The organism is Shewanella sp. 125m-1, assembly GCF_052977065.1.
In genome coordinates, this window is sequence record NZ_JBRILT010000032.1 from 13,106 (window position 1) to 36,631 (window position 23,526).

A 23,526-nucleotide genomic window follows, 5' to 3' on the forward strand; every position below is an offset into this window, starting at 1 on the left:
GGTAACATGTTTAAAGTCAAACCACTCACAGTGGTTACACTGTCAGCCTTATATACAGCGGGCGTTGCTGCAACAGCCAATCCTCTGGTTGACAGGATAGCTCCGTCAATTGAACAGTCCGTTCTCGCGGTCCAACCCCGCATTGAAACCAAGTTTTCTGGTAAAGTTAATCAACATATAAAAAAGCAGCATAAGATATTTGTTGCAGAAAGAGGCATAACAGGTGTGCACACCTATATTGTTCAGTTGAGCGATGCCCCTGTTTCCTCTTATCAAGGTGGCGTAAAAGGATTCGTAGCTACCAATAATAAATTTAAAAAAATGATTGGAAGTGGCACAGGAAAAGGGATCGACCTAAATCATTCTACAGTAAAGTCATATGTCAGCTTTCTAAAAAGTAAGCAGCAAAATCTACTCGAAAATGCTTCTGCACAAAAAAGTTTAAGCTTACAGATGAAGCGCTCATTTTCAATTGCGTTAAATGCATTTAGCGTTGAGATGACGCAAGAACAAGCCAAACAACTTGCGGATGTCGCGGGTGTAAAACATATCTCTCGATCCATTGACTATAAAATAAGTACCAATAATACCGCAGAACAAACAGGGGCGAGTGCCATCTGGGCTGGCGATGGTGTGTTGATGCCGAACCAAGGTGAGGGAATCATCGTTGGTGTGATTGACACTGGTATCAATAGCGACCATCCATCATTTGCAGACAAAGGTGATGATGGTTATCAAATCATTAACCCCTATGGTAACGGTATTTATAAAGGGGATTGCGTCACAAATGCTAGCTTATGTAATAGCAAGTTAGTCGGCGTTTACTCTTATCCTGAAATAACTGATGAGTATCCCCACCATATTGTCAAAAATGGTGAGGACTATAATGGTCATGGCTCACACACTGCAGGCACAGCTGTCGGAAATATTCTATATGATGTCCCTTTTACAGTGCCTGAGATGAAAACAGAGTCTGATGGCAAGCAAACGGAACATATTCTTCCACAGGTTTCTGGAATGGCCCCTCATGCTAATTTAATTGCCTATCAAGTATGTGGAGCTGTTGGAGGCTGCCCCACAGAAGCAATTATTAGTGCCATTGAGGATGCAATTATTGATGGTGTTGACGTTATTAACGCATCATTAGGCGCTGGTGCAGATCACCCTTACTATTGGCCAATGCAGACCGCTTTTTTAAACGCGGCTCATAATGGCATTTTTGTTGCTGCTGCGGCAGGTAATTCAGGTTTTGAGTTTACAGCGAGTAATTCCTCACCTTGGATAACAACTGTTGGTGGGACTACGGCTAACATGTTAAGTACGCTTTCCCGTTTAGTCACCAACTTCAGTGCCAGCTCAGATTATGGTGATCATCCTTTTGCTAATTATGTAGGAGAAGCCTACCCAGACCCTTTGGGGAGCTCGTTATCCGGAAGTATTTCAGGGCCGCTTGTGCAGCCTATGTATTATGATGAACGTGCATGTGAGCAAGCTTTTGCGGTTGATACATTCACGTCAGATCAAATCGTTCTTTGCAGTATGGTATATGGTACGACCATGACGCCATTGGATATATCTGACAATGTAAAAGCTGGAGGTGCTGGTGGCGTTATTGTAGCAAACTGGCATAACGGCGCTGACTCTCAATGGCAGCTCTCTTTACCTGGAATCGTTATTGGTTCTCGTGATGGTGGTCGCATTAGCTCTTGGTTAGATAGTTGGGGGACGACAGATCATCAAGTGACGATCACAGAGTCTTCGGTGAACCATTCACAATTTGACGAAACATTTAGCTATCAAGCGAGTTCTCGTGGCCCTTCTGCATTTTTACTCAATACGTTAGTTGTGGATATTGCAGCGCCAGCAGTGAAAGTGTACGCGCCATTTGCGGATCAACAATTGCTAGGGATGAGCTCTGTAGGTGCCAGTGACTGGGCTAATATCTCAGGAACATCAATGGCCACACCTCATATTGCAGGCATCGCAGCACTTATTGCTAAGAGCAATCCTCAGTGGTCGGTAATGGAATTACAATCGGCAATGATCAGCACTGCTAATCAAGATGTTTATGAGCCATCTTGGGGGAGTCAATATGAGCATGAAAATATAGATTACAAAGAGAAATCCCAATTACAAGATATTGGCAATGGTCAAATAGACGCAGTGGCGGCCATCAATGCGGGTTTAGTGCTAGATGAAAGTATGGAAAATATGGAAAAAGCCAACCCTGATTTAGGTGGCGACATGCGTAACCTAAATACGGCTTATATGGTGAATTTAGACTGCTATGAAGAATGCAGTTTTTTACGCACAGTTAAAGCCACTAAAACTGGCAGCTGGAGTGCGACTCATGAGCGTATTCGTGGTAATTACGAGATTGATATTATTCCATCGGATTTCACTCTAGCAGCGGGGGAAGAGCAAGCTATCGTTATCAAAGCAAAACGTAATGCCTATATTGACTCTGGCTTTGTTGGTGAAGATATTTTTGGTAACCAGGGGCGTATTGTACTGACGCCAACCGATAGCTCTATTCCAACAACAAGTCTGCCTTATTGGACAGATACAAGTGCCGATGGCTTGCCTGATTTCGTGGCTGTAAATGCACACCGCTCTTCGGGGACCTTTACTCTCAAAGGTATTCAAACTAAAGAAACAACAGAGTTTACTACTCGTAGCTATGGGATGGTAAAAGCAACCCCTAAAACCATAGAGTTAACAACAGGAGTGGATAACCCATTCGATGAATTGAATCGTGAGCATACTCATACTGAGCTATACACAGTTACTGAAAATCAAAAATTATTAGCTGTACATACAACAGGTGAAGATAAGAATGGATTCGCGATCTTTTTAGGTGAGGATAGTAATGGTGATGGTGTAGCACAAGAAGACGAAATGATCTGTCTATCGTCCGCCTACGAAAGTGATAACTTTTGCGCCTTAATTGACCCTCAAGCCGGTAATTATTGGGCCGTATTCGCATCAACATTATGGGGCGATGAAAAACGAGATCTTAGTTTTGTCTCTGCGATGGTCGGCGACGATAAGCAAAACCTGGTTGCGACGGGTCCGAGTTCTACCAATGGCCATCAAGCTTACGATATTAAAGTGCAATATGATATTCAAGATATGAATGTTGGTGATATGTATTTTGGTGGGTTCGAGGTTGGGTCTAATCCTCAAGACTTTAATAATATTGGGTTTGTACCTATCTTGATACAGCAAGAAGACGAAGCGATTAGTTTTGAGGTTAGTAAAAATCGTGTGAAGTCGGGTGATATTATCGACTTTAAGATTAGCTATCTTGCCAATTTGACCAGTCAGGACCGTGAGTTTGCAATCGATCTTTCTATGCCTGTAGGATTTGAAATTATTCCTGATAGTATTAAGTCATCATCTAATACACCGATGGTTCCTGAACTTAATGGCCAACAATTAACACTGGTAGGAACGCAACAAACAGGTCTTGATATTGAGCGTAATTATGTTATTACCACCAGTGAGGATGATCCTTACTGTGCTGAATATGACTATGTAAACTTAAGCGAACACGGCTGGCGTCCAATCGAAGGATTGGAAGGAGAATATTATGACGATTGGTTCCGTTTTGAGTTAAAAGATCTACTCGAAACCGATGATGATTCGCTACATATTCCTTTTTTTGGTGTGAATAAATTCACTTCAGTAAAAATAAACCCTGCTGGTTTTATACAATTCGATGACAGTTATATGCCTTATAACCACGTTGAATTTCCACAAGAGGTTTATCCAGGTCAATCTACGGGTAAATATGTCATTGCTCCTTATTGGATTGGAGATCATAAAACGACCTATCTGCACGCCGAAGGTGATAACCGTCATGAAGAGATGTCTGGTGTCTCTGTGAGCTATACCGATGATAGAGAATATATGTTAATCGAATGGGATAATGTCACTCGTACAGGTTATGGTAATGAAGGGCATAATGTAGATTTCGAAACCTTTATTCGTACAAATATCAGCTATAATCCAGGCGATTTTGAGATGGTATTTAGTTATAACAATTTAAATCAAACAGATGGTCAGGGGAGTATCGGTTTCCATAACTATTTTGGCTTGATTGTTAATTATGATACCCCGTTCGAAAAGTTCGAAGGTGATTCATATGCATTCAATGACTTAGAGCATAAGTTGTCTAACAACCTTGCCGTGTGCATGGATTATACTGGCCCAGAGCAAACAGGGTTTGATGTTACTTTCTCTGCGAATATTCGTGAAGCGGCCGCAGGAAAGACCCATGAACTGGTTTTCACTGACTCGCTAGCCGGAGCAATGGCAGAAGTTAAAACGGTATCGGTTGAAGTTACGGCAAATATCGTGATGAATGATCTCCATGATCAAACCGTAGCAGAGGGGGAAACAGCAAGCTTCGAGGTACTGTATCACGATGCTAACAAGGTGAGTAATCACCTTGCAGTCAACATTGATGAAAGCCTGTTTATTGTCAATATATCAGAACATGCATCGGGCGGCACGGTCAACATTACGCCAGTTGAGGAGGACTATACTGGTTCAGCTAGCGTGACTGTGATGGTTAAAGATAATGAGAGTGAGTTCGATATTGCTAGTGATACGGTTACTCTCACTTATACCAATGTCAACGATGCGCCAGTGGCCATGGTTGCTGATAGTGATATCACGATAATCGAAGGTAATATGGTAACACTCGATGCCTCAGCAAGTAGTGATATAGATGCTGGCGATAGCCTATCTTATTTATGGCATGGCCCAGGGGTGATATCTGACGTGACATCGGTGAGTCCATCGGTAACGGGATTAGCCATTGGTTCTCATAGTTTTGAGGTGACTGTGAGCGATAAGGTTGGTGAAACGGCTACCGCGAGTGTATCTGTGATAGTTAACGCCAAAGCCAATGCGGAGGAACCCCCTGCAGAAAGTGATGAAAGCTCGGGGGGCGCACTATCAGGCTGGCTATTATTAATGCTCTCCTCTTTACTGCTCTATCGTCGTCGCTAACCTTTCCTTATGTCCGGGCTCTGCCCGGACTTTCTTATTATTAACTTAGTAGATACAAAGTTACACACTTTTTAGTTGTGGTAGATGTTTATTTACGTGTACCTTCTGCTGTTGGTTGTAACATTTTGTTAACTATCTGTGGGTATTTTAAAGCCTATGTATCACCTATTTTCGAGGTTAATGGTAATCACATTGTTAGCGTTACCTACTTCTACTTTGGCACATTCATCAGAGAATTTATATTCGGTAGAGGAAGGCTGGTATTTAGGTGCAGCTGTTGGCCTTGGTGTTATCACTAATCCTGTTTATCAAGGCAAGAATATTCCGCTGGTTATCGTTCCCAGAATAGAATACTTCGATGGGGATTTTTCTTTAGTTAATACCGAGCTGGTATGGACACCTGTCGATTCTAATTTTGGCACCATCTCTCTGATGTCGCGTTTTAATCGCGATGGAGTGTACTTTATTACCGACCCCAGCATCAGTTCAATAGTGTCAGTATTAAGTGGACAGCCTCCAATGGGCTTACCACCATCGGGAGGAAGTTCAGTTCCGGTTAGCGACAACATAAAAATTAGAGGTGATATAGATAAAATATCTTCGCGAAACTTATCTTATATGGCAGGCCTTGAATACACTAATACTTGGCATGACTTACGTTGGTCACTTTCTTGGTTTCAAGATGTCACAGCTAACCATAATGGCCATGAAAGTTTTTTTAGAATCGAACGTCCGTTTAGTTTTAAGCATCACCTAATCGTATTAAGCTCTGAATTACAATATCAAAATAAAGAGCTTACTCAATATTACTATGGTACTTCTGAGCAAGATCTTTTCGATGCTGGCTTTGGTTACTATCAAGCAGAGAGTTCAACCAATGTCAGTATCAATATTAAATATCAATATTCTTGGTCAACTTATTGGACTTTTATATCCGATTTTAATTATCAGCAGCTAGGTGATGGTATCGCGGACAGCTCATTAGTCGATGATGACCAGGTGTTTTCTATGTACTTTGGCATAGCGTGGAGTTACTAACATGCTACGCGTTTTGGTGATGATTTATTTCATATTGATAACAATGCAACAAGGCTTCGCTGAAGGGCGAGAGGACCAATTCCGTATTTCGCCTGTGAGTTGTGTCACGGAGCAAGGGCCCTGTACCACACAAGTGACCTTATCCTGGCGAATAAACACAGATGGGACCTTGTGTTTACATGTAAATGGAGATTCAATATATGCTATTTGCCAGCTGCCGACAGAACATCAGGTCACTCTCGAGGTGAGGAGTGCCAAGTCGATTAAATTTAGACTGTTCCATCAAACCAATGTACAGGTTCTACACCAAGCAGAGTTACAAGTTTATCGACCGCATAAACGGAAACCTCGCCGTCGCATCGCCTGGAGTTTATTTTAATGTCCGAGAAAAAAAAGCATATTCTTTATGTCGAAGATGACCTGAAACTGGCATCTTTAGTGACAAAGTTTCTAATTAATCATCATTTCGATGTTACTCAAATAAGTTCATGTGTATCTGCCATTAACGAAGTGTTTTACGGCCAGTATGATTTGCTTTTACTTGATGTAGGGCTCCCCGATGGCGATGGTTTTGAGATATGTCGTCAAGTACGCCATGACTATCATGGGCCTATTCTGTTAATGACGGCGCGTGCCAGTCAGCTTGATCAGATCAATGGCTTTAATCTTGGTGCTGATGATTATATGGTGAAGCCCGTCGCTCCTTCTATTTTACTGGCTCGAGTCAATGCGCGGTTGCGAGATAAGAGCGATAAAATATCCAGTGGCACTCGTTTGCACTTTGGCCGTTTACTGATTGATCGTGTCAATATGCAGGTATTTCTAGCGGGTAACTTACTGCCGCTAACTACTTCGGAGTATTATTTACTTAACCAACTTGCCTCGCATGCAGGGAGTATCGTTTCACGAGATTCCTTGTTCAAGTCGATCGTCGGTAGAAAATATGATGGGATGAATCGGACTATCGACGGCAGGATCAGTCGGTTACGCAAAAAAGTAGGTGACGACGTCCAAGCTCCTACAAAGATAAAAACAATATGGGGGCAAGGCTATTTATTTGCTCCAGAAGAATGGCAACAATAAACATCATGCTTCGCTTATACCTTATCCTCTTGCTTACTCTTTCATTTTTTATCGGGATCACTAGCTGGTTTCTTGAGTTAGAAGAGCGTTCACGCTCACAACTATACCCATTAGAGCACGCGCTTATTGCTGAGTTATTTGCAACTCAAAATGATAAAGTCAACATACAAACACAAACATTACAGGATCTACACTGGCCAGCTCATTTGCTAACTCAGCTCAGAGATGAGGGCATGGTGTCATTAGTTAATATCAATCAAGACTATGTTTTTTACCGTTTAGCTAACAATGAGAGTCAAGTTCAGGTGTTAGGGCCTATTACCCGCAGTCATCAACAGGAGAGCCGCTTATTATGGTTTCTTAGCTTTTATATATTGCTCGCGTTAGCGGTGTTACTCATATTTTTGCCACTATTCCTCGATCTAAATAAACTCAACAAACAATGCTACAAACTGGGTTCAACTAATTTTAATGCCTTACTGTCACTGCCATCATCGAGCATGATCAAAGAGATTGGCGATACTTTTGATCATATGTCATCAGAGCTCAATAAGCGTATGACGATGCAAAGAGACTTAATCAATGCGGTGTCACATGAATTATTAACGCCACTCGCTCGTATTCAATTTACTGTCGAAGCTTGGCCACAGACTTCTCAATGGCAACATGAAAAGCAAAGCCTATTGCAAGATGCGATTGAGCTTGAGATCTTGGTTGAAGAGTTTCTGACTTATGCTGAGCTGCAACATTGCCGACCAATATTTAAGCCGGAAGAGTTATCACCAGGTATGCTGGTCAATCAGTGTATTGAAAGAGTCAGGCCTTTATCTAAGGTTGAAATCCGATGTAATTGTGAATTACCCTTGGCCATAATAGATGAGCGTAGTTTTAGCCGAATGGTGCAAAATTTACTTGGCAATGCTAAACGTTTCGCTCGCAGTCAGGCTGTTGTGCATATCGCCATAAGGGATCAGCAGCTTAGTTTGCTCGTTGAAGATGATGGACCCGGTATGACGCAGACACAAATAGATGCGCTATCTCAAGCTTTTAACCAATTACAGCTAGGTAGCCAGCGACATTATAAGGGGGTTGGCTTGGGCCTTGTGATCGTCAAGCAACTTTGCAGTTGGCAACATGGCCGTTTTAACATCTCTTACAGTCAAACTTTAAAAGGTGCAGCGATGGAAATTCGTTTACCTTTAATTCGATCTTAATAGCAATCTCACTAAATAGAAAAGATGTAGAGCCATTTAGGTTTTAAGTCGAGGATTATTGATGAGTAAATGAGTTTAACCGAGTCATTCTCCAATCGATATTTTGTTCAATGAACAAAGCTGAAGTCAAACTTGGTATCAAGAAAGCATTCTCATAAGCGTGAATGGACTGAGTATTTCTAAACGAAAATCATTTTTAATCAAGTATGCAATGTCTGGTATAGAACCTATAACGGCTAGAGGCTCTCGACTATTATTGGAAGGTATAGAGTAGATTAAACACGGTGATAGTATCAGTTTGCTTTGACCCTTCAGGTACCACTTGAGTATATTTTACATTAACGCCGATTTTAAATGCCCAGTCTTGAAATAGGGTATTCTTGTAGCCTAAATCTAGGGTGAGAGTATTATTGTCTTCACCTGTCTCTGCGATTAGATCGGCATTTAAACTGGTGTATTCTTGTAGTTTCATCTCAAATTTGGCCGCTGTACGCAAAATGATGTCTTTCGAGGCTTCTGGATTAGGGGCGTCATCAGTTGCTATCGGTAAATTATAACGATAACCAGGACCGATTTCTAAACTTAGTTTAGTTTTAGACGTGCTAATCGTGTCGAAACCATAACCACCCGAAACCGTTGCTATACGGGTGTAACTACCAAATTGATCCCAGGTGAAGTCACCACGTCCAAAAAAGTAACCACCATTAACTTTATAGTTAGACTGCAACTGAAGATCATATTTCTCTGCGGTTGTTTTCTCGTCGTCTGCAGCAAAGTAAGCTTTAACTGTTCCCTCTTGCCGAGTTTGCTTAGTATCGTAAACCAATTTGGTTCTGCCGTTAAAGCTACTGGATTCGGTGTTACCGGTATTGAGCTGGAAGCCCGCTTCAATTTCCGCCGTCAGATCGCTAGGAGGCTCTTGGTAGTCTGGTGGCACGAGGGCGAAGGCCGCCTGCGAGAACATTAGCGCAATTACAACAATGAGAGTTTTTAGCATTATTCTTATTCTTGGTGTGTTTCTAATTGGAGATCATTACTTTGTCGTAGCGACATAATACCTAGAATCAGCCTGCACGCAAACTAGATTGCTTACACTTTTCATCCTACAACACAAGCTGAGATAGCCCGGTAACAGCTAAGAGTTAGCCGCTACTTATGCGCTTTGTTGGTGTATTTAATCATTGGGTGTAAATAGCTAACGCCTAGGCTAAGTTATTACTTGAATTCTGGCTTGAGTTTATGTACTATTCCGCGGCTTAATTCAGTCACTTTAATTAGTTCCTTGCCTCTATTAGGTCTGACTGAGCCAACAACGAGGCTAGATAACCGTAAGGAGCAAAAAATGCGTCATTATGAAATCGTATTTTTAGTTCACCCTGATCAGAGTGAACAAGTGCCAGGTATGATCGAACGTTACACGGGTATTCTTACCCAAGCTGGCGGTCAAATCCACCGTTTAGAAGATTGGGGCCGTCGTCAATTGGCTTACCCAATCATCGAATTGCATAAAGCTCACTATGTTCTTTTGAACGTAGAGACTACTGCAGAAGCGGTTGAAGAACTTGAAACAGCTTTCCGTTTCAACGACGCTGTTTTGCGTAGCATGGTTATGCGTACTAAAGCTGCCATCACTGAAGCATCTCCAATGGCTAAAGCTAAAGACGAGCGCGACACACGTCGTTCATCTGAAGAGCGTGCACCTCGTGCAGAAGCTACTGAAGAAGTAGAAGAAAGCGCTGAAAACACTGCTGAGTAAGTTTTTTTGACCACGAACAATTTGGTATTAGCAGGAACCATTACGCGTTCCAGGCAGTTTGATAGTCCAGCAGGCATTGCCCACACGGTAGTGATGTTAGAACACAAATCGCAGCGTTATGAAGCAGAAATGCTCCGCAACGTTTATTGCCAAATCCAAGTTGTATTAAGTGGAGAACGCTTTAATAGCGTTTCAAAAAACCTAACAGCCGGCGTTGAAATACAAGTAGAAGGCTTCATTAATCTGCAACAGAGCAGAAATGGTCAAAATCGCTTGGTTTTACACGCTGAAAATGTCGAATTGAAAACTTAGGAGACTGTCACATGGCACGTTATTTCCGTCGTCGCAAGTTCTGCCGTTTCACTGCAGAAGGCGTTACCGAGATCGATTACAAAGATATCGTTACTTTGAAGAACTATATCACTGAAAGTGGTAAAATTGTTCCTAGTCGTATCACTGGTACAAATGCTAAATATCAACGTCAACTAGCTCGCGCTATCAAGCGTGCTCGTTATCTTTCTCTACTGCCGTACACTGATTTACATCAGTAATACTGCATTAATTTAGAGGAATATAAAATGAACGTTATTTTACTTGATAAAATCGCTAACCTAGGCAACTTGGGTGACCAAGTTTCAGTAAAAGCGGGTTACGCACGTAACTTCCTTTTACCACAAGGTAAAGCTGTTGTTGCTAACGCTGCTAACACTGAAGTTTTTGAAGCACGTCGTGCTGATCTAGAAGCTAAGTTAGCTGCTGACCTAGCTGCTGCTACTCAACGCGCTGAGAAAATCTCTGCACTTGAGTCTGTTGTTATCGCTTCTAAAGCTGGTGACGAAGGCAAGCTATTCGGTTCTATTGGCAACCGTGATATCGCTGATGCAGTTACAGCTGCTGGTGTTGAACTAGCTAAGAGCGAAGTTCGTCTTCCACTAGGTGCTATCCGCACTACTGGTGAATTCGAAGTTGAAGTTCAAGTTCACACTGAAGTTAAAGCAATCGTTAAACTTTCTGTAGTTGCAGAAGCTTAATAATTTGCGCTAAGCAAATGCTTTAATTGAAACACCGCACTAATTTATTAGTGCGGTGTTTTTTTTATGTCTGGAAAATGGCATAGCAGGAAAGCAGAAGGTAGAGCATGAGTCGCAGTGCAAATAAAAAAGGCATATAAGCGTAGCTCATATGCCTTTTAAGTGTGCAATGGCACCGGATTAGTTGTTCACTAAATCTAACTCTTCAATCAGGTTTTGTGCGTTATCGACCTCATCCATCATCCATAGGATATAACGAATATCGACATGTACTGCGCGAGTGATGGTTGGGTTAAAGAACCAGTCTTTAGTAATCGCTTCATAAGTTGAGTCAAAGTTCAGGCCGACTAGCTCGCCTTTACCGTTAAATACCGGTGAGCCAGAATTACCACCAGTGGTGTCAACACTCGATAAGAAGTTAACGGGCACAGAACCAAAACTCTCAGGCTTATCTAAGCAGGAGAATAGGCGGCATAACCAAGACGCGGGATCTTGATATATAGTTTCGACTGCATGTGTGCCGTAACGCTTTGCTTCAATAGCTTCTAATAGCTTAGTTGGCGCATTAAATGGCTCTTCACCTGTATGCTTGGCAACAATACCCTCTAAGCGTGTAAATGGCTGCTTATAAAGCGCATCGGTTGATTGGTAACCATCAACCATACCGTATGTGATACGTAGCGTACCGTTGGCGTCAGGGTATACTGGCCAGCCATTAGCTTTGTTATAAGCAATAATAGCCTTCATGTAGTCAGGGCGAGCTTTTGATAGTTTACCTGCCAATGTTTTAGCATCTTTCTCGGCCTGCATGTTTTGAGCGTACAGGGCGACTGCGAGACGAATAAACGGGTCGGCACTGGTTTCAAACTCTGTTGCGTCGGCATCCATCCAGGCAATACGCTTATCTTTATCGGTTAGCGAGCTCAGCGCATAGAGTGCATCAAGTTTTTCACTTAGGCTGACATCGCTATCGCCTTCATTCAGCATGGCATCGAGCTGAGCGACACGGTTGTCTTGAGCTAAATAAGCCTCTAAGTCTTGCATCCAAAGTGTCTTATCAACACTTACCGCAAAGCTTGAGTCTAAGCGCTTAAGGCGAGCCTTAAACATCTTCATGTCGCGCTCTTGATAACCTTCTTCACGCTCGGCATCGCTTTTTTGCTTTTCTTTAGCTAAACGATATAGTTTATTTGCCGTCGACAACAGTGTGCTGCTTTGGGCGTTTTCAAAGTAATAACGGCCTTGGCGCAGCAAGCGCTGCTCAACTAACAAGGTTTCGAGCTCATCAAACTGAGCTTGGAATGATTGATACTCGGGATCTTTTGCAAGCCACGCACTGAAATCATCTTCACGGCCTTGCTTAATACCTGCAATGTCAGTCGCTTTAAAGCCATCTAACAAACCGTTGTACTTCTTCATGCGGTTTGCCATGCCTGCAAGCGTGCCTGCATATTTGATTTTAACGTCTTTATCATTAGCGCTCATGGCTTCGATAGTATCGATACGCAGCTGATAGCGAGTCGCAAGCGTTGGATATAGCCAGTCACTAGCGAACTTAAGTTCGCTAGTTAAACGGTAGCGGCTGGTTGAGCCTGGGTAGCCGGCAACAAATACACCGTCACCCGCTTTAACGCCGTCAGCATTAACCTTTAAATAGCTTTTTGGCACATAAGGTACGTTGTCTTCAGCAAAGGCTGCTGGCTTACCATCTTTTCCTACGTATGCACGTAAAAAGGTAAAATCAGCTGAGTGGCGAGGATACTCGTAGTTGTCGATATCACCGCCAAATGCCCCAGCGCTTTCTGGTGGTGCGTATACTAGGCGTACGTCACGAATAATAAGCTGTTTAATGAGGTAGTATTCTAAACCGTTGTGGAAACTTCGCACTGAGCAGCGATAATTATCATTGCTTTCACACTCTTTAATTAACGCTTTGCGATTAGCTTGGATGTTTTCATAGCGCTTAAGTGGGTCTTCACCAATATCTTTTTTTACTCGCGCTGATACATCGGTAACCGCTTCAGTGATATAAAGGCGCTCATTTGGGCCAGCAGTTGGTTCTTTGTCTTTACTGGTCGCTAAAAAGCCATCAGCAAGGTAGTTATGCTCTTTTTTGCTGTTATATTGAATAGCTCTGTAGGCGCAATGATGGTTTGTCACAACTAAGCCTTGGGGCGAAACAAAACTGGCGGTACAATAGCCCAGTCCGACTACCGCGTTCATTGGGTAGCTAGTTAAGTCCGCTAACTGTTTAGCTGGAATATCGATGCCACGTTCGCTGAGCTTATCGGCGATAGACGGCATTTGATAGGGTTGCCATTGTCCTTCATCGGCCAATGCTACGGCTGATGGCAGCATCCCTGACGATAGAGCGATGGCGGCAATCAATGCATTGCGCATGTGCTTTCCTTAATATTGTTATAGTGTTTTTTTAGTTGCAGGTCGTTAGATGTTAAATGCCTGCTTTGCCTGACCCCAGTTTTATACCACATTTTGCTTAAACGTTGGAATTTTGGAGATTTAATGTCACAACAACGCACCTTTAAGGGCAAAGAGAAGCCAAGAGATCTTCAGATGGACGCGCTGAAGATGCCACCGCATTCAATTGAAGCTGAGCAATCGGTTCTCGGTGGGTTGATGTTGGACTCTGATGCTTGGGACCGAGTGGCTGAAGCTGTTGTAAAGGAAGATTTCTATTCTCGTGCTCATGGTACGATTTTTACTGCGATGGAATCGTTAGTCAGCGCGGGTCAACCCATCGATTTGATCACGGTATCTGAGCAGCTAGAACTTGAAGACCAACTCGAAGATGTAGGTGGTTTTGCCTATATAGGTGAAATTGCGAAGAATACCCCAAGTGCGGGTAACATTCTTTCTTACGCCAGCATTGTGCGTGAGCGTGCTGTTGTTCGCGATATGATCAAAGTTGCTAACGAGATTGCAGATGCGGGGTTTAACCCTGAAGGGCGTAACTCGAGCGAGCTGCTCGATTTAGCTGAAACCAAAGTATTTAAAATTGCTGAGCAGCGCGCCAATGCCAATGAAGGTCCTGAAGGCATTAAAGCTATTCTTGAGAAGACCGTTGATAAAATCGAAGAGCTCTACAATAACCCAAGTAATGGTGTAACCGGTGTTTCGAGTGGCTTTGGCGACTTAGATAAAATGACGGCTGGCTTTCAGTCAGGCGATTTGATTATTGTCGCCGCGCGTCCATCAATGGGTAAAACCACTTTCGCGATGAACTTGTGTGAGCAAGCTGCACTGCACGAAGACAAACCCGTGCTTATTTTCAGCTTGGAGATGCCTTCAGAACAGATCATGATGCGTATGTTGGCGTCACTGGGCCGCGTTGACCAAACTAAAATCCGTACTGGTCAGCTAGATGATGACGATTGGGCGCGCGTGTCTTCAACGATGGGGATCATGCTTGAGCAAGGTAAAATGTACATCGATGATGGCTCAGGTTTAACCCCGACCGACGTTCGAAGTCGTGCTAGACGAATCGCACGTGAATATGGCGGCTTGTCGATGATCATGATCGATTACCTGCAGTTGATGCAGGTTCCGGCGCTTAAAGATAACCGTACGTTAGAGATTTCAGAGATTTCTCGCTCACTTAAAGCTTTGGCAAAAGAGCTAGAAATTCCAGTGGTTGCATTGTCACAGCTTAACCGTTCATTGGAGCAACGTGCCGATAAACGCCCAGTTAACTCGGATTTGCGTGAATCGGGCGCGATTGAGCAGGATGCGGATTTGATCATGTTTATTTATCGAGATGAAGTGTATAACAATGACTCTGAAGATAAAGGCACTGCTGAGATCATTATTGGTAAGCAACGTAACGGCCCCATTGGGCGTGTGCGTTTAACCTTCCAAGGTCAATTCTCACGTTTTGATAATTACGCCGGTCCGCAATTCGAAGAAGATTAATTATCGTCAATAAAGGTCTTTTACGACCATGATTGCCTACAATAGAGCCTCAATGAGGCTCTTATGTTTAGATTAGATAGAACAAGGTTACTTTTGAAACCATTCCCACGAGCAGAAATTAGCCGCCACGCATTAAAGAATAATCTGGCCCGGCTACATACACTTGCCCCGTCAAGTAAAGTGATGGCAGTTGTTAAGGCTAATGGCTATGGCCATGGCTTACTTAACGTGGCTCAATGTTTAGATAATGCCGATGGTTTTGGATTGGCGCGTCTTGAAGAAGCCCTAGCGCTTCGTGCTGGCGGTGTTAAAGCTAAGCTTTTATTATTGGAAGGCTTTTTTCGCGCAACCGATTTAGCCACCTTAGTTGAGCATGATATTGAGACTGTGGTTCATCACGAATCACAAATCGAAATGCTTGAACAGGCAACATTAAGCAAACCTGTCACAGTGTGGATGAAAGTCGACTCTGGCATGCATCGCTTAGGTTTTGTACCTGACGAGTTCCATCAGCTTTATCAGCGTTTATTAGCCTGTGACAACATCGCTAAGCCAATTAACTTGATGACCCACTTTGCTTGCGCTGATGAGCCTGATAATCCTTACACCGCAGCACAATTAGCCACTTTTGATGCACTAACCAAAGACTTACCTGGCGATCGCACCCTAGCTAACTCTGCAGGGGCATTGTTTTGGCAACAAAGCCAGGCCAATTGGATCCGCCCTGGAATTGCACTGTATGGTGTGTCACCGGTTGTGGGCGACCTGGGTACCAAGCATGGGCTTATTCCTGCGATGGAGTTGGTGTCACAGCTGATAGCCATACGTGAGCATAAAGCCGGGCAGCCAGTTGGCTATGGCAGTTATTGGACTGCTGATAAAGATACTAAGCTAGGCGTGGTTGCTATCGGTTATGGAGATGGCTATCCACGAAACGCGCCTGTCGGTACGCCAGTATTAATTAATGGCCGATTAGCGCCTATTGTTGGTCGTGTTTCGATGGATATGTTGACGGTGGATCTTGGCGCTGATGCTAAAGATTGTGTCGGTGATAACGCAGTGCTTTGGGGGAAAGACCTTCCAGTAGAGGAGGTGGCAGAGCATATAGGGACTATCGCCTACGAGCTTGTAACAAAATTGACTCCAAGAGTCGCAGTTTGCCTAGACTGAGCAAATAATCAACTTATGTGATGCTGCAATTTGAGGCTGGATGCCCGTTGCAGTAGAAGATGTCTTAAATTGAAAACGAATCAACTCTGTACAATTGCAGCTCTAGGCTTTATGTCGCCTTGGGCCATCGCAGCCTCTACAGCAGAACAAAGCAGTGCACGCCAATCCGGTGAAGAAACAGTAATTATTGAAGCTGTTACACCAAAGGCAAAACGCCAACAGCAGAATAAGCCTGGCTCATCACAGCAAGAGAGCCCTCAAACAATAGCTGATTATAATGCTGAGTTTGCTGCCGTGCCTTTCGTGTTTTCGAGTGAAAGCTTAAGTACCGCTTTTGGTGGTGCAGGAGTCCTCAAACACGCTGGGCAGATCCAGTCTTCGATATTGGGCATTGGTGTATATAGCACTAACAACAGCTGGGTCAGCTACCTGCGTTTTAATGACTTTCAGCTCCCCTCTGTTGACCAATGGTTATTCTCGTTAGAAACGTATCAGGCTCGCTTTAAAGAGGGCGTCTATTACGTGCCAGAGCAAGCCGCGCCTTATGGCGATACTGAGCGGGTAATCACGCTTGGTGATGAGGCATTCACTAAATTTCATGCCAGATATATATTGCCTATTGGTCGAGGTAGTCAAGGTGCTGTGCGCAGTCTAGGTCGTGCCAGAGGTGAAACGAGTTGGAACCCGTTGGAATCCGGTGTCACCAGTATTAAGTTCAGCCCTTTTACCCATAGCCGTGAACTCGAAGGCTATGAATTTTTGCCTGATGAAGCCAAGGGGCTGGCAGTTGAGCTTGATTGGGATAACCGTGATAACGGGAAAAACAGCACCCAGGGGGGGCAAACCAGCTTTAAGGTGACCCGTGACTTTGGTAGTGGCTCGCGCAATAGCTGGACCACCTGGGAGTTAGATCAAAGCGCGTTTGTTTCAATCGACTCTAATGAATGGTTTGGACAACAAGTTTTAGCGTTTAACTTTTATTTAGCCGATACCCCGACTTGGACTTCAGAACTGCAAGGTGATTATCATCGTCCACCAAGTTTTGCCGGTATTAGTTTAGGCGGCTTTGAGCGTCTGCGTGGTTACACGAGTAAGCGTTATACAGGCCGTTCAGCTGTGCTTTACAGCGCCGAATATCGCGTCCAACCTAGATGGCAGCCGCTGCAAGAATGGCCTGTATTTAACTTATATGATGTGCCTTGGTGGCAGTGGGTGGCATTTGCCGAAGCGGGGCAGGTGAGTGATGACTTTAGCGCCAGTGCACTGCATGATGACTTAAAGTGGTCTGCAGGCTTTGGTGCTCGGTTTGAAGTTGAAAGTATAGTGGTGCGTGCTGAGCTTGCTTTTAGCGCTGAATCGAATCAATTCTGGATCATGGTCAACCAGCCTTTTTAAGCGAGCCGCAAGGTTTGTTGGCTGTATATGCAAAACATGCAAAAAAGGCACCTTGAGGTGCCTTTGACTTTTGCAGGGATGGAGCTTATTGAGGTGCTAGGGACTAATTAGCACCTCAGTTTTTTGCATAAGAATTTACACGATAAAGCTATAAGCTAAATCCATGATGCTCCATGACTTTCTGTGGGCTATGACAGGTTGCACAAGCTTCTTTAGCATCCTTAGCATTACCCGCATCATTCACATCAACAATGTGGTCAGCATCTTTATTGGCACCGAAGTAACCACCATTGCTTCTAATATGTGACATGGCAGCATCAGACAGGTATTTCTGGTGACAGCTCATACATGCAGCGGCATCAGAAGAGGCGTACCAAGTCTCAACCGTTTCATCGGCTGCTGGGCTTTGAGTGCTAGGAACTGTGTGGGCTTGACCGGCATTACGGCCTAATTCAAAGCCATAAGCTAGACCACCCCAACCCTCAACAGCTGAGTGACAAGTCGTACAATCTGTCTTAAGGATTGTGCCACTTCCACCGTGACCATTATCATGGCCTTCAGCTTTGTGCGCCTTGTACATGAAGTTGGTTGATTTCAGTAGTGCGACGCCATTGCTAGCTTCGCCATTCCCTTTGAGGCTTTTATCATTGGTATGACAAGCAATACAGTTCACGCCATTTGAATCATGGTAGAACTCTTTGCTGTGACAGCCAAAGCACGTCGCAGTGTCTACGATAGATCGTCTATCTGCGACAACCGCATCAGGATCGCTTAATACCGCTCGGTAAGCATCGGTTTGTACATAAGCTGGGTAGGCGTTATCTGCACTGCAATCTGTGCGGGTCTCACTACCTTCTTCGAAGCATACTTTTAGGACCGGTAGAACCTCTAAAGAGCGAGAAGCAATATCGCTTGGGAAGTTCATGGTTACCGCAACACTGACTGTGTTGTCGGTATTCCAAGTGGCTTTAGTATCATCTTTTAAGTCGATACGGCGCTCGCTGTATGGAGATTGATTGTAATCTGGATAGTCTTTCTCTACATCCCAGCTTACAACCATATAAGGCTTGCTATAACCTTGCTTGTAGACTTCATCTTCAGTGACGAGTGCACCAGCTGTATCCATTATTTTCACGTCAAATTCAATCAAGTTTGCAGGGCTAATGCTGACATTACTGACTTCAACACTGTAGTTTTCAGCCGCCTCATAAGGTTTCTTATGATCGGTATGTACAGTGGCGCTGTGGCAGTCTGTACAGACAAGCTCTGGGTTTTTATCTGATTTATGTTGTGCAGGTGAGTCGGTGTGGCAGCCCGTACACGCGTTGGCGTTGGCGTTGGCTAACCATAAGTCTTTATCTGCAAGCGTGTCATCTTCCACGTGACAAGTCGCACAGTCCATAAAGGGCTTAGTTGGGAATGCAGGGTAGTCAAAGGCGTGATCGCCACCGTAACCTGCAATGGTGTAAGGCATAGGGATGACATTGCCTTCGGCGTCTTTGCCTTCACGATTTGGTCCCATATGGATAGCGTGCACCATATGGCCAAGCTCAACAGACACATCATTTTGGTCTGACACTATGCCGTTATGACATGACTGACAGTTTTCCATATCTAAACGGCGTCCACCATGAGCTTTTAAACTGTCTGGCTGATGGCAGGTATAACACGTTTCTAGTGTGACCAGTTCACGAGTCTCAACACCCTCAGTACTATTTGTGGCTGGCAGCCAGTCATAGTGGGCATTTTCTGCTAATTCATGGCCTGAGTCATACTCAAACTGCATTTCAATCGCTATACGTTGAGTCAAAGCGGGGTCGAATACTACGCCTGCTGGATCGGTTACGGTTGTGAGGTTGGTATTGAAAGTGTAGCTATAGGTACCATCTTTATGGTCGACTAAGCACTCAGCGCAATCCTTTAATTTTTCGAAGCCTTGTTCAAAGGTGGTGCCAGCATCATTTGTGGTCTCATTTAACAGTGAGATCCACTGTTTAAGATCAGAGCCATCATTGGTTTTAAGCTGGGCAAGAGAGAAGCGGAAATCATGAAATTGATTATCAGCACTGAGGCCGTAAAGGCCAACACCTTGTTTGTTTTCAAGTTCAAAATCGACGCTAATAATACCGTCGGAATAATTTGCGTTATTGATTGTGGCGATGGCATCTGCAGCCATGTCGATATGCAGCCCTGACGTGCCCGGCTCTCCGCCACCACCAGGTGCCCCATCTTCACCATTCTTACCGTCTTCACCATCTGAACAGCCAGAGATTAGCAATGCAGAGCTAATCAATAGAGCTAACGATGCTTTTCTTTTCGTTATCATCATCATACGTTCCTTAAAGGTAACCACTCTTGGTTGCTAAAATGTTATTGCTATGGGTGGTAATTTGATATGAAGTTGATCACTTAGTTAGCTTGGGTGGTGTTGGTCTTTAAATCTGCTTGATGGTTTTTAATTAGGCTTTGCCACTGCCTTGCTGTTTGGTTTTTGGTGTTTGATTTTACTCTTGGGTTGTTAGTTGGTTGTTTGTTCTTAATATTGAAATGTGAAAGTGTAAAATTCACATATTGCAAATCTAGAATTTGAGGCTTACACGGGGTGTGAAATTTTAAACTTAGGTCACAAAATTGAGTATTAACTAATATTGGTGTCGCGAATATGGATGGAGTGTATACCTAAGCGTTAATGATTGGTTTAGATTAATTAATAATGGATCTAGGACGTAAATCTAAGAGATTGATTTGAGGGTAAATGAACAAGCTAAACGCTAATAACTTATTTGATATTCAAGTGTTTGTACTATTGTATGAATCACTCAATGCCACGACGGTTAGCCAAACCTTAGGTGTTCCTAGCTCCAAAGTCAGTCGAAGTTTAAAGTCATTAAGGCATTCACTGCATTCGCCCTTATTTATACGTAAGCAGCAAGGGTTTGAGAGAAGCGATTTAGCTAACGAAATCTATCCTAAAATGAAGCGCGTGATTGAATTAGCGAAAATGTGCGAGAGTATAGATGTTAGCAGTAATGACACGAGAACGCGTGAGGTGGTTATTGCTTGTCCGCCCACATTATCTCTCAACCTTTTGCGGCACCTGCAACAAAGGGCGACTCAAGAACGGCAAAGCTATCTGTTTCATATTAAGCCTTGTACTAGCAATGTTGCTGAACTTATCAAGCAGCAATATGTGGATATCGCTGTGACCTATAGCGCTTATAATACAGAGCAATTGACCTCTAGTTTAATCGCGAAGTCAGACGCTTATATGCTGGTTGCTAGGCGGGAACACCCATTACTGAATTCTGGTCAGCTCCTGCAAGTGGAGGACATATTTGATTATCCATATATGAGTTTTTCTGGCGACGAGCACTATGATGCGATTGACCCTCTAGAGAGTTATGCCTTAGATAGTGCAAGGGATTTAGACGTGGTGGGAAAGGTTTGTTTGCTGGCCGATCTAATGCTGCAACTGGAGCAAAGCAATGCGGTAGCACTTTTATGTCATCGAGATTCCATTGAATTTTTATGTCAACGGGGCAATATTGGTGGGTTGAAACTCGGCTCCGGCCTTAGCGAGTTGATTAACCAAAGAAGCGGTCGCTATCACTACTACTTAACGCAAATGCGAAAAAATACGACTTATCCAGATTGGATTGGCCACGAGATCCAAGCGTATATACAAACCAATATGGCCTCAGAAAGTGGAGGTTATAATGAAAAAGTTATCTAGTATCAATATTGGTGCACTTGAAATTTTATGTCAGCTTTACCTTAAAAATAGCACCAAGGATGTCGCTAATGCGCTGGGGTTATCGCAGCCTAAAGTCAGCCGCGCATTAAATGCATTAAGAGAGGTATTTGATGATCCATTATTTATCCGTAAGAATAATAAACTGGTGCCTACAGAGCTGACTCATAGCTTATACCCCTGCTTTTCTGAAATGATCTCATGCACGATCTCGGTAGAAACCGCTGCGATTAGTCGTATTACAGTGGCAGAGCCCCCCGTGGTGATTAGTACGGTGCCTCAATTAGAAATAGGGTTAGCCCAGCAGGTGATTAGAGAAGCCGCTCTGCATAGTATCAACCCTAACTTTACTATTTCGACGGTTGCTTGGTCAGAAAATACGGAGCAACAGCTTGTAGATGGTGAAGTCGATGCGGCAATTTGCTTTAAGCCATCAACGAGAAAAGAGCTATTATCAAAGTCGATTATTCAGCACCGGGGTGGCCATCTCATTGCGCGTGCTGAGCATCCTATTTGGGATGCACCGACTATCGACAAGATGATTGACTACCCCATGGTTAAGCTGGTGACAATGCCATTTCCTGCCAATAAGTCCCCGATAGGGGTTTATGCTAAGGCGAAAGGAAAGCCAATGCAGGTATATGCTACCGCGCCAGACTTAGGCAGTGCGGCAAGCAGTCTGCTAAATTCCGATGCATTTATGATTATTGGCGTGCAGGGGGCTGTAGATTTTTTATCAAATATTAAAGGCTTACATGCGAGTAAAATCGATTTCAGCCAGGATAAGTATCTACTGGAAGGCTTCTCTCATCCCACCGTTTATTTATGGCTTAAACGTTCTATTGATAAAAGGGTGGTTGCTCCCTTGTGGCTGCAACAGACACTAGAGTCCTATATTGTGACGTCGCATAAATAGCGCTTAGAACCATGAGTCACTAATCATTAGCTGCTGGGCTTTATTATAACTCGCGATGTAGTGCTATAATGCGCCATTGTTGCATTTCAGCTGCTTTTTCTTGCTTGATAACCTTGTTCAATCTGGTATCTATCACGGCGGGTTTAGGGAGCGAGTATTTTACTAAATAGACACTCCCTTAGATTCCGGTGAGATAAGTCATTATATAGAGTTGGATAAATAGTTTATGTCAGTTAGACCAATCAATCGTACCTTTTCAATCGCTCCAATGCTTGATTGGACAGATAGGCATTATCGTTATTTTGCGCGTTTGATGTCTTCTCAGACCCTGCTATATACCGAGATGGTAACGACTGGTGCAATCTTACATGGACGAGGCGATTACCTCGCTTATAACGAAGAAGAGCATCCGTTGGCGTTGCAATTGGGTGGCTCAAATGCGGTAGATCTAGCGGCTTGTGCCAAGCTTGCTGCCGAGCGTGGTTACGATGAGATTAACCTTAACGTTGGGTGCCCATCGGATAGAGTGCAAAATGGTCGCTTTGGTGCTTGCTTAATGGCTGAGCCAGAACTTGTCGCCGAGTGCGTGTCGGCAATGAAGCAGGTGGTAGATATTCCAGTCACTGTTAAGACACGTATTGGTATTGATGAGCAAGATAGCTATGAGTTTTTAACGCAGTTTATCGATACAGTAAAAGCTGCTGGCTGTGAAGAATTTATTATTCACGCTCGTAAGGCGTGGCTTCAGGGGTTGAGTCCAAAAGAGAACCGCGAAATTCCGCCTTTAGATTATGAGCGCGTGTATCAACTTAAGCGCGATTATCCTGAGTTAAATCTCAGTATCAATGGTGGTGTTAAAACCCTAGAAGAGTGTCAGACACATCTGCAGCATCTCGATGGTGTAATGGTTGGCCGTGAAGCTTACCAAAACCCATATATGCTAGCCGAAGTCGATCAAAAGCTATGTGGCATCGACTCTCCGATACTTAGCCGTGATGACGTGTTAGAAAGATTGCTGCCTTATATTGAAGCTCACCTTAAGCAAGGTGGTCGCCTTAACCATATTTCTCGCCATATTATTGGTCTTTACCAAGGTGAGGTGGGCTCACGCATATGGCGCCGTTATATAAGCGAAAATGCTCACAAACAAGGGGCTGGGATTGAGGTTATCACTCAAGCTCGAGCCGCTATGGACGACATCGTTAGCTTGTAATTATTCAATT

At 43.7% G+C, this 23,526-nt stretch carries 18 protein-coding genes; 15 read left to right on the plus strand and 3 right to left on the minus strand.

Translation table 11 applies throughout. The features are described from left to right. Positions 1-6: 6 nt before the first annotated feature. The 5 genes from ACVBIK_RS14005 to ACVBIK_RS14025 all read left to right on the plus strand — a co-directional run bounded on the left by ACVBIK_RS14005 (position 7) and on the right by ACVBIK_RS14025 (position 8,354). The gene (locus ACVBIK_RS14005) at positions 7-5,019 is read left to right on the plus strand and encodes a S8 family serine peptidase (protein ID WP_447169928.1); all 5,013 of its coding nucleotides are present in this window, start codon (positions 7-9) and stop codon (positions 5,017-5,019) included. Positions 5,020-5,199: 180 nt separating this feature from the next. After that, entirely contained in the window at positions 5,200-6,057 is an 858-nt protein-coding gene (locus tag ACVBIK_RS14010; protein ID WP_447169929.1) for a MipA/OmpV family protein, read from the plus strand. A gap of 43 nt (positions 6,058-6,100) precedes the next feature. Further along, entirely contained in the window at positions 6,101-6,436 is a 336-nt protein-coding gene (locus ACVBIK_RS14015) for a DUF3019 domain-containing protein (RefSeq protein WP_447169930.1), read from the plus strand. Next, positions 6,436-7,140 carry a response regulator gene (locus ACVBIK_RS14020; RefSeq protein ID WP_447169931.1) on the plus strand — a complete coding sequence of 235 codons (705 nt, stop codon included), beginning with the start codon at positions 6,436-6,438 and terminating at the stop codon, positions 7,138-7,140. The genes ACVBIK_RS14015 and ACVBIK_RS14020 overlap by 1 nt, the downstream gene beginning before the upstream one ends. Next, the gene (locus ACVBIK_RS14025) at positions 7,128-8,354 is read left to right on the plus strand and encodes a sensor histidine kinase (protein ID WP_447169932.1); all 1,227 of its coding nucleotides are present in this window, start codon (positions 7,128-7,130) and stop codon (positions 8,352-8,354) included. The genes ACVBIK_RS14020 and ACVBIK_RS14025 overlap by 13 nt, the downstream gene beginning before the upstream one ends. Before the next feature lie 253 nt (positions 8,355-8,607). On the opposite strand, the gene ACVBIK_RS14030 is transcribed toward ACVBIK_RS14025, so the two are convergent. After that, positions 8,608-9,351, minus strand: a complete 744-nt coding sequence (locus ACVBIK_RS14030; protein WP_447159613.1) for a DUF481 domain-containing protein — start codon at positions 9,349-9,351, stop codon at positions 8,608-8,610. A 345-nt stretch (positions 9,352-9,696) separates the two neighbouring features. Between ACVBIK_RS14030 and rpsF the strand changes: the two genes are divergently transcribed. The 4 genes from rpsF to rplI are packed head-to-tail and all read left to right on the plus strand — an operon-like array spanning position 9,697 to position 11,141. Next, a complete protein-coding gene (gene rpsF / locus ACVBIK_RS14035) occupies positions 9,697-10,110 on the plus strand; it encodes a 30S ribosomal protein S6 (protein ID WP_447159612.1) in 414 nt (137 codons plus the stop codon). A gap of 6 nt (positions 10,111-10,116) precedes the next feature. Next, complete coding sequence (priB, locus tag ACVBIK_RS14040; RefSeq protein WP_447159611.1) at positions 10,117-10,422, plus strand: primosomal replication protein N; 306 nt, start codon at positions 10,117-10,119, stop codon at positions 10,420-10,422. Between the two features lie 11 nt (positions 10,423-10,433). Next, entirely contained in the window at positions 10,434-10,661 is a 228-nt protein-coding gene (gene rpsR / locus ACVBIK_RS14045) for a 30S ribosomal protein S18 (RefSeq protein WP_005497284.1), read from the plus strand. A gap of 27 nt (positions 10,662-10,688) precedes the next feature. Further along, the gene (gene rplI, locus ACVBIK_RS14050; RefSeq protein ID WP_012278732.1) at positions 10,689-11,141 is read left to right on the plus strand and encodes a 50S ribosomal protein L9; all 453 of its coding nucleotides are present in this window, start codon (positions 10,689-10,691) and stop codon (positions 11,139-11,141) included. Positions 11,142-11,321: 180 nt separating this feature from the next. Here the strand turns inward: rplI and ACVBIK_RS14055 are convergent, their stop codons facing one another. Then, positions 11,322-13,541: a S46 family peptidase gene (locus ACVBIK_RS14055; RefSeq protein ID WP_447169933.1), complete on the minus strand. Its 2,220-nt coding sequence runs from the start codon at positions 13,539-13,541 to the stop codon at positions 11,322-11,324. Between the two features lie 123 nt (positions 13,542-13,664). On the opposite strand from ACVBIK_RS14055, the gene dnaB reads away from it, so the two are divergent. The 3 genes from dnaB (at position 13,665) to ACVBIK_RS14070 (ending at position 17,636) form a co-directional block, all read left to right on the plus strand. Then, positions 13,665-15,071, plus strand: a complete 1,407-nt coding sequence (gene dnaB, locus ACVBIK_RS14060; protein WP_447159609.1) for a replicative DNA helicase — start codon at positions 13,665-13,667, stop codon at positions 15,069-15,071. 93 nt (positions 15,072-15,164) lie between these two features. Further along, positions 15,165-16,241 carry an alanine racemase gene (alr, locus tag ACVBIK_RS14065; protein WP_447169941.1) on the plus strand — a complete coding sequence of 359 codons (1,077 nt, stop codon included), beginning with the start codon at positions 15,165-15,167 and terminating at the stop codon, positions 16,239-16,241. A 69-nt stretch (positions 16,242-16,310) separates the two neighbouring features. Next, a complete protein-coding gene (locus tag ACVBIK_RS14070) occupies positions 16,311-17,636 on the plus strand; it encodes a hypothetical protein (RefSeq protein WP_447169934.1) in 1,326 nt (441 codons plus the stop codon). Positions 17,637-17,784: 148 nt separating this feature from the next. Here ACVBIK_RS14070 and ACVBIK_RS14075 read toward each other — a convergent pair whose 3' ends face one another. Then, positions 17,785-19,965, minus strand: a complete 2,181-nt coding sequence (locus ACVBIK_RS14075) for an OmcA/MtrC family decaheme c-type cytochrome (protein WP_447169935.1) — start codon at positions 19,963-19,965, stop codon at positions 17,785-17,787. A 426-nt stretch (positions 19,966-20,391) separates the two neighbouring features. Between ACVBIK_RS14075 and ACVBIK_RS14080 the strand changes: the two genes are divergently transcribed. The 3 genes from ACVBIK_RS14080 (at position 20,392) to dusA (ending at position 23,516) form a co-directional block, all read left to right on the plus strand. Next, the gene (locus tag ACVBIK_RS14080) at positions 20,392-21,369 is read left to right on the plus strand and encodes a LysR substrate-binding domain-containing protein (protein ID WP_447169936.1); all 978 of its coding nucleotides are present in this window, start codon (positions 20,392-20,394) and stop codon (positions 21,367-21,369) included. Continuing rightward, the gene (locus tag ACVBIK_RS14085) at positions 21,353-22,303 is read left to right on the plus strand and encodes a LysR family transcriptional regulator (protein WP_447164498.1); all 951 of its coding nucleotides are present in this window, start codon (positions 21,353-21,355) and stop codon (positions 22,301-22,303) included. Before ACVBIK_RS14080 ends, ACVBIK_RS14085 begins: the two co-directional genes overlap by 17 nt. A 226-nt stretch (positions 22,304-22,529) precedes the next feature. Next, complete coding sequence (gene dusA / locus ACVBIK_RS14090) at positions 22,530-23,516, plus strand: tRNA dihydrouridine(20/20a) synthase DusA (protein ID WP_447159604.1); 987 nt, start codon at positions 22,530-22,532, stop codon at positions 23,514-23,516. Positions 23,517-23,526 lie beyond the last annotated feature (10 nt).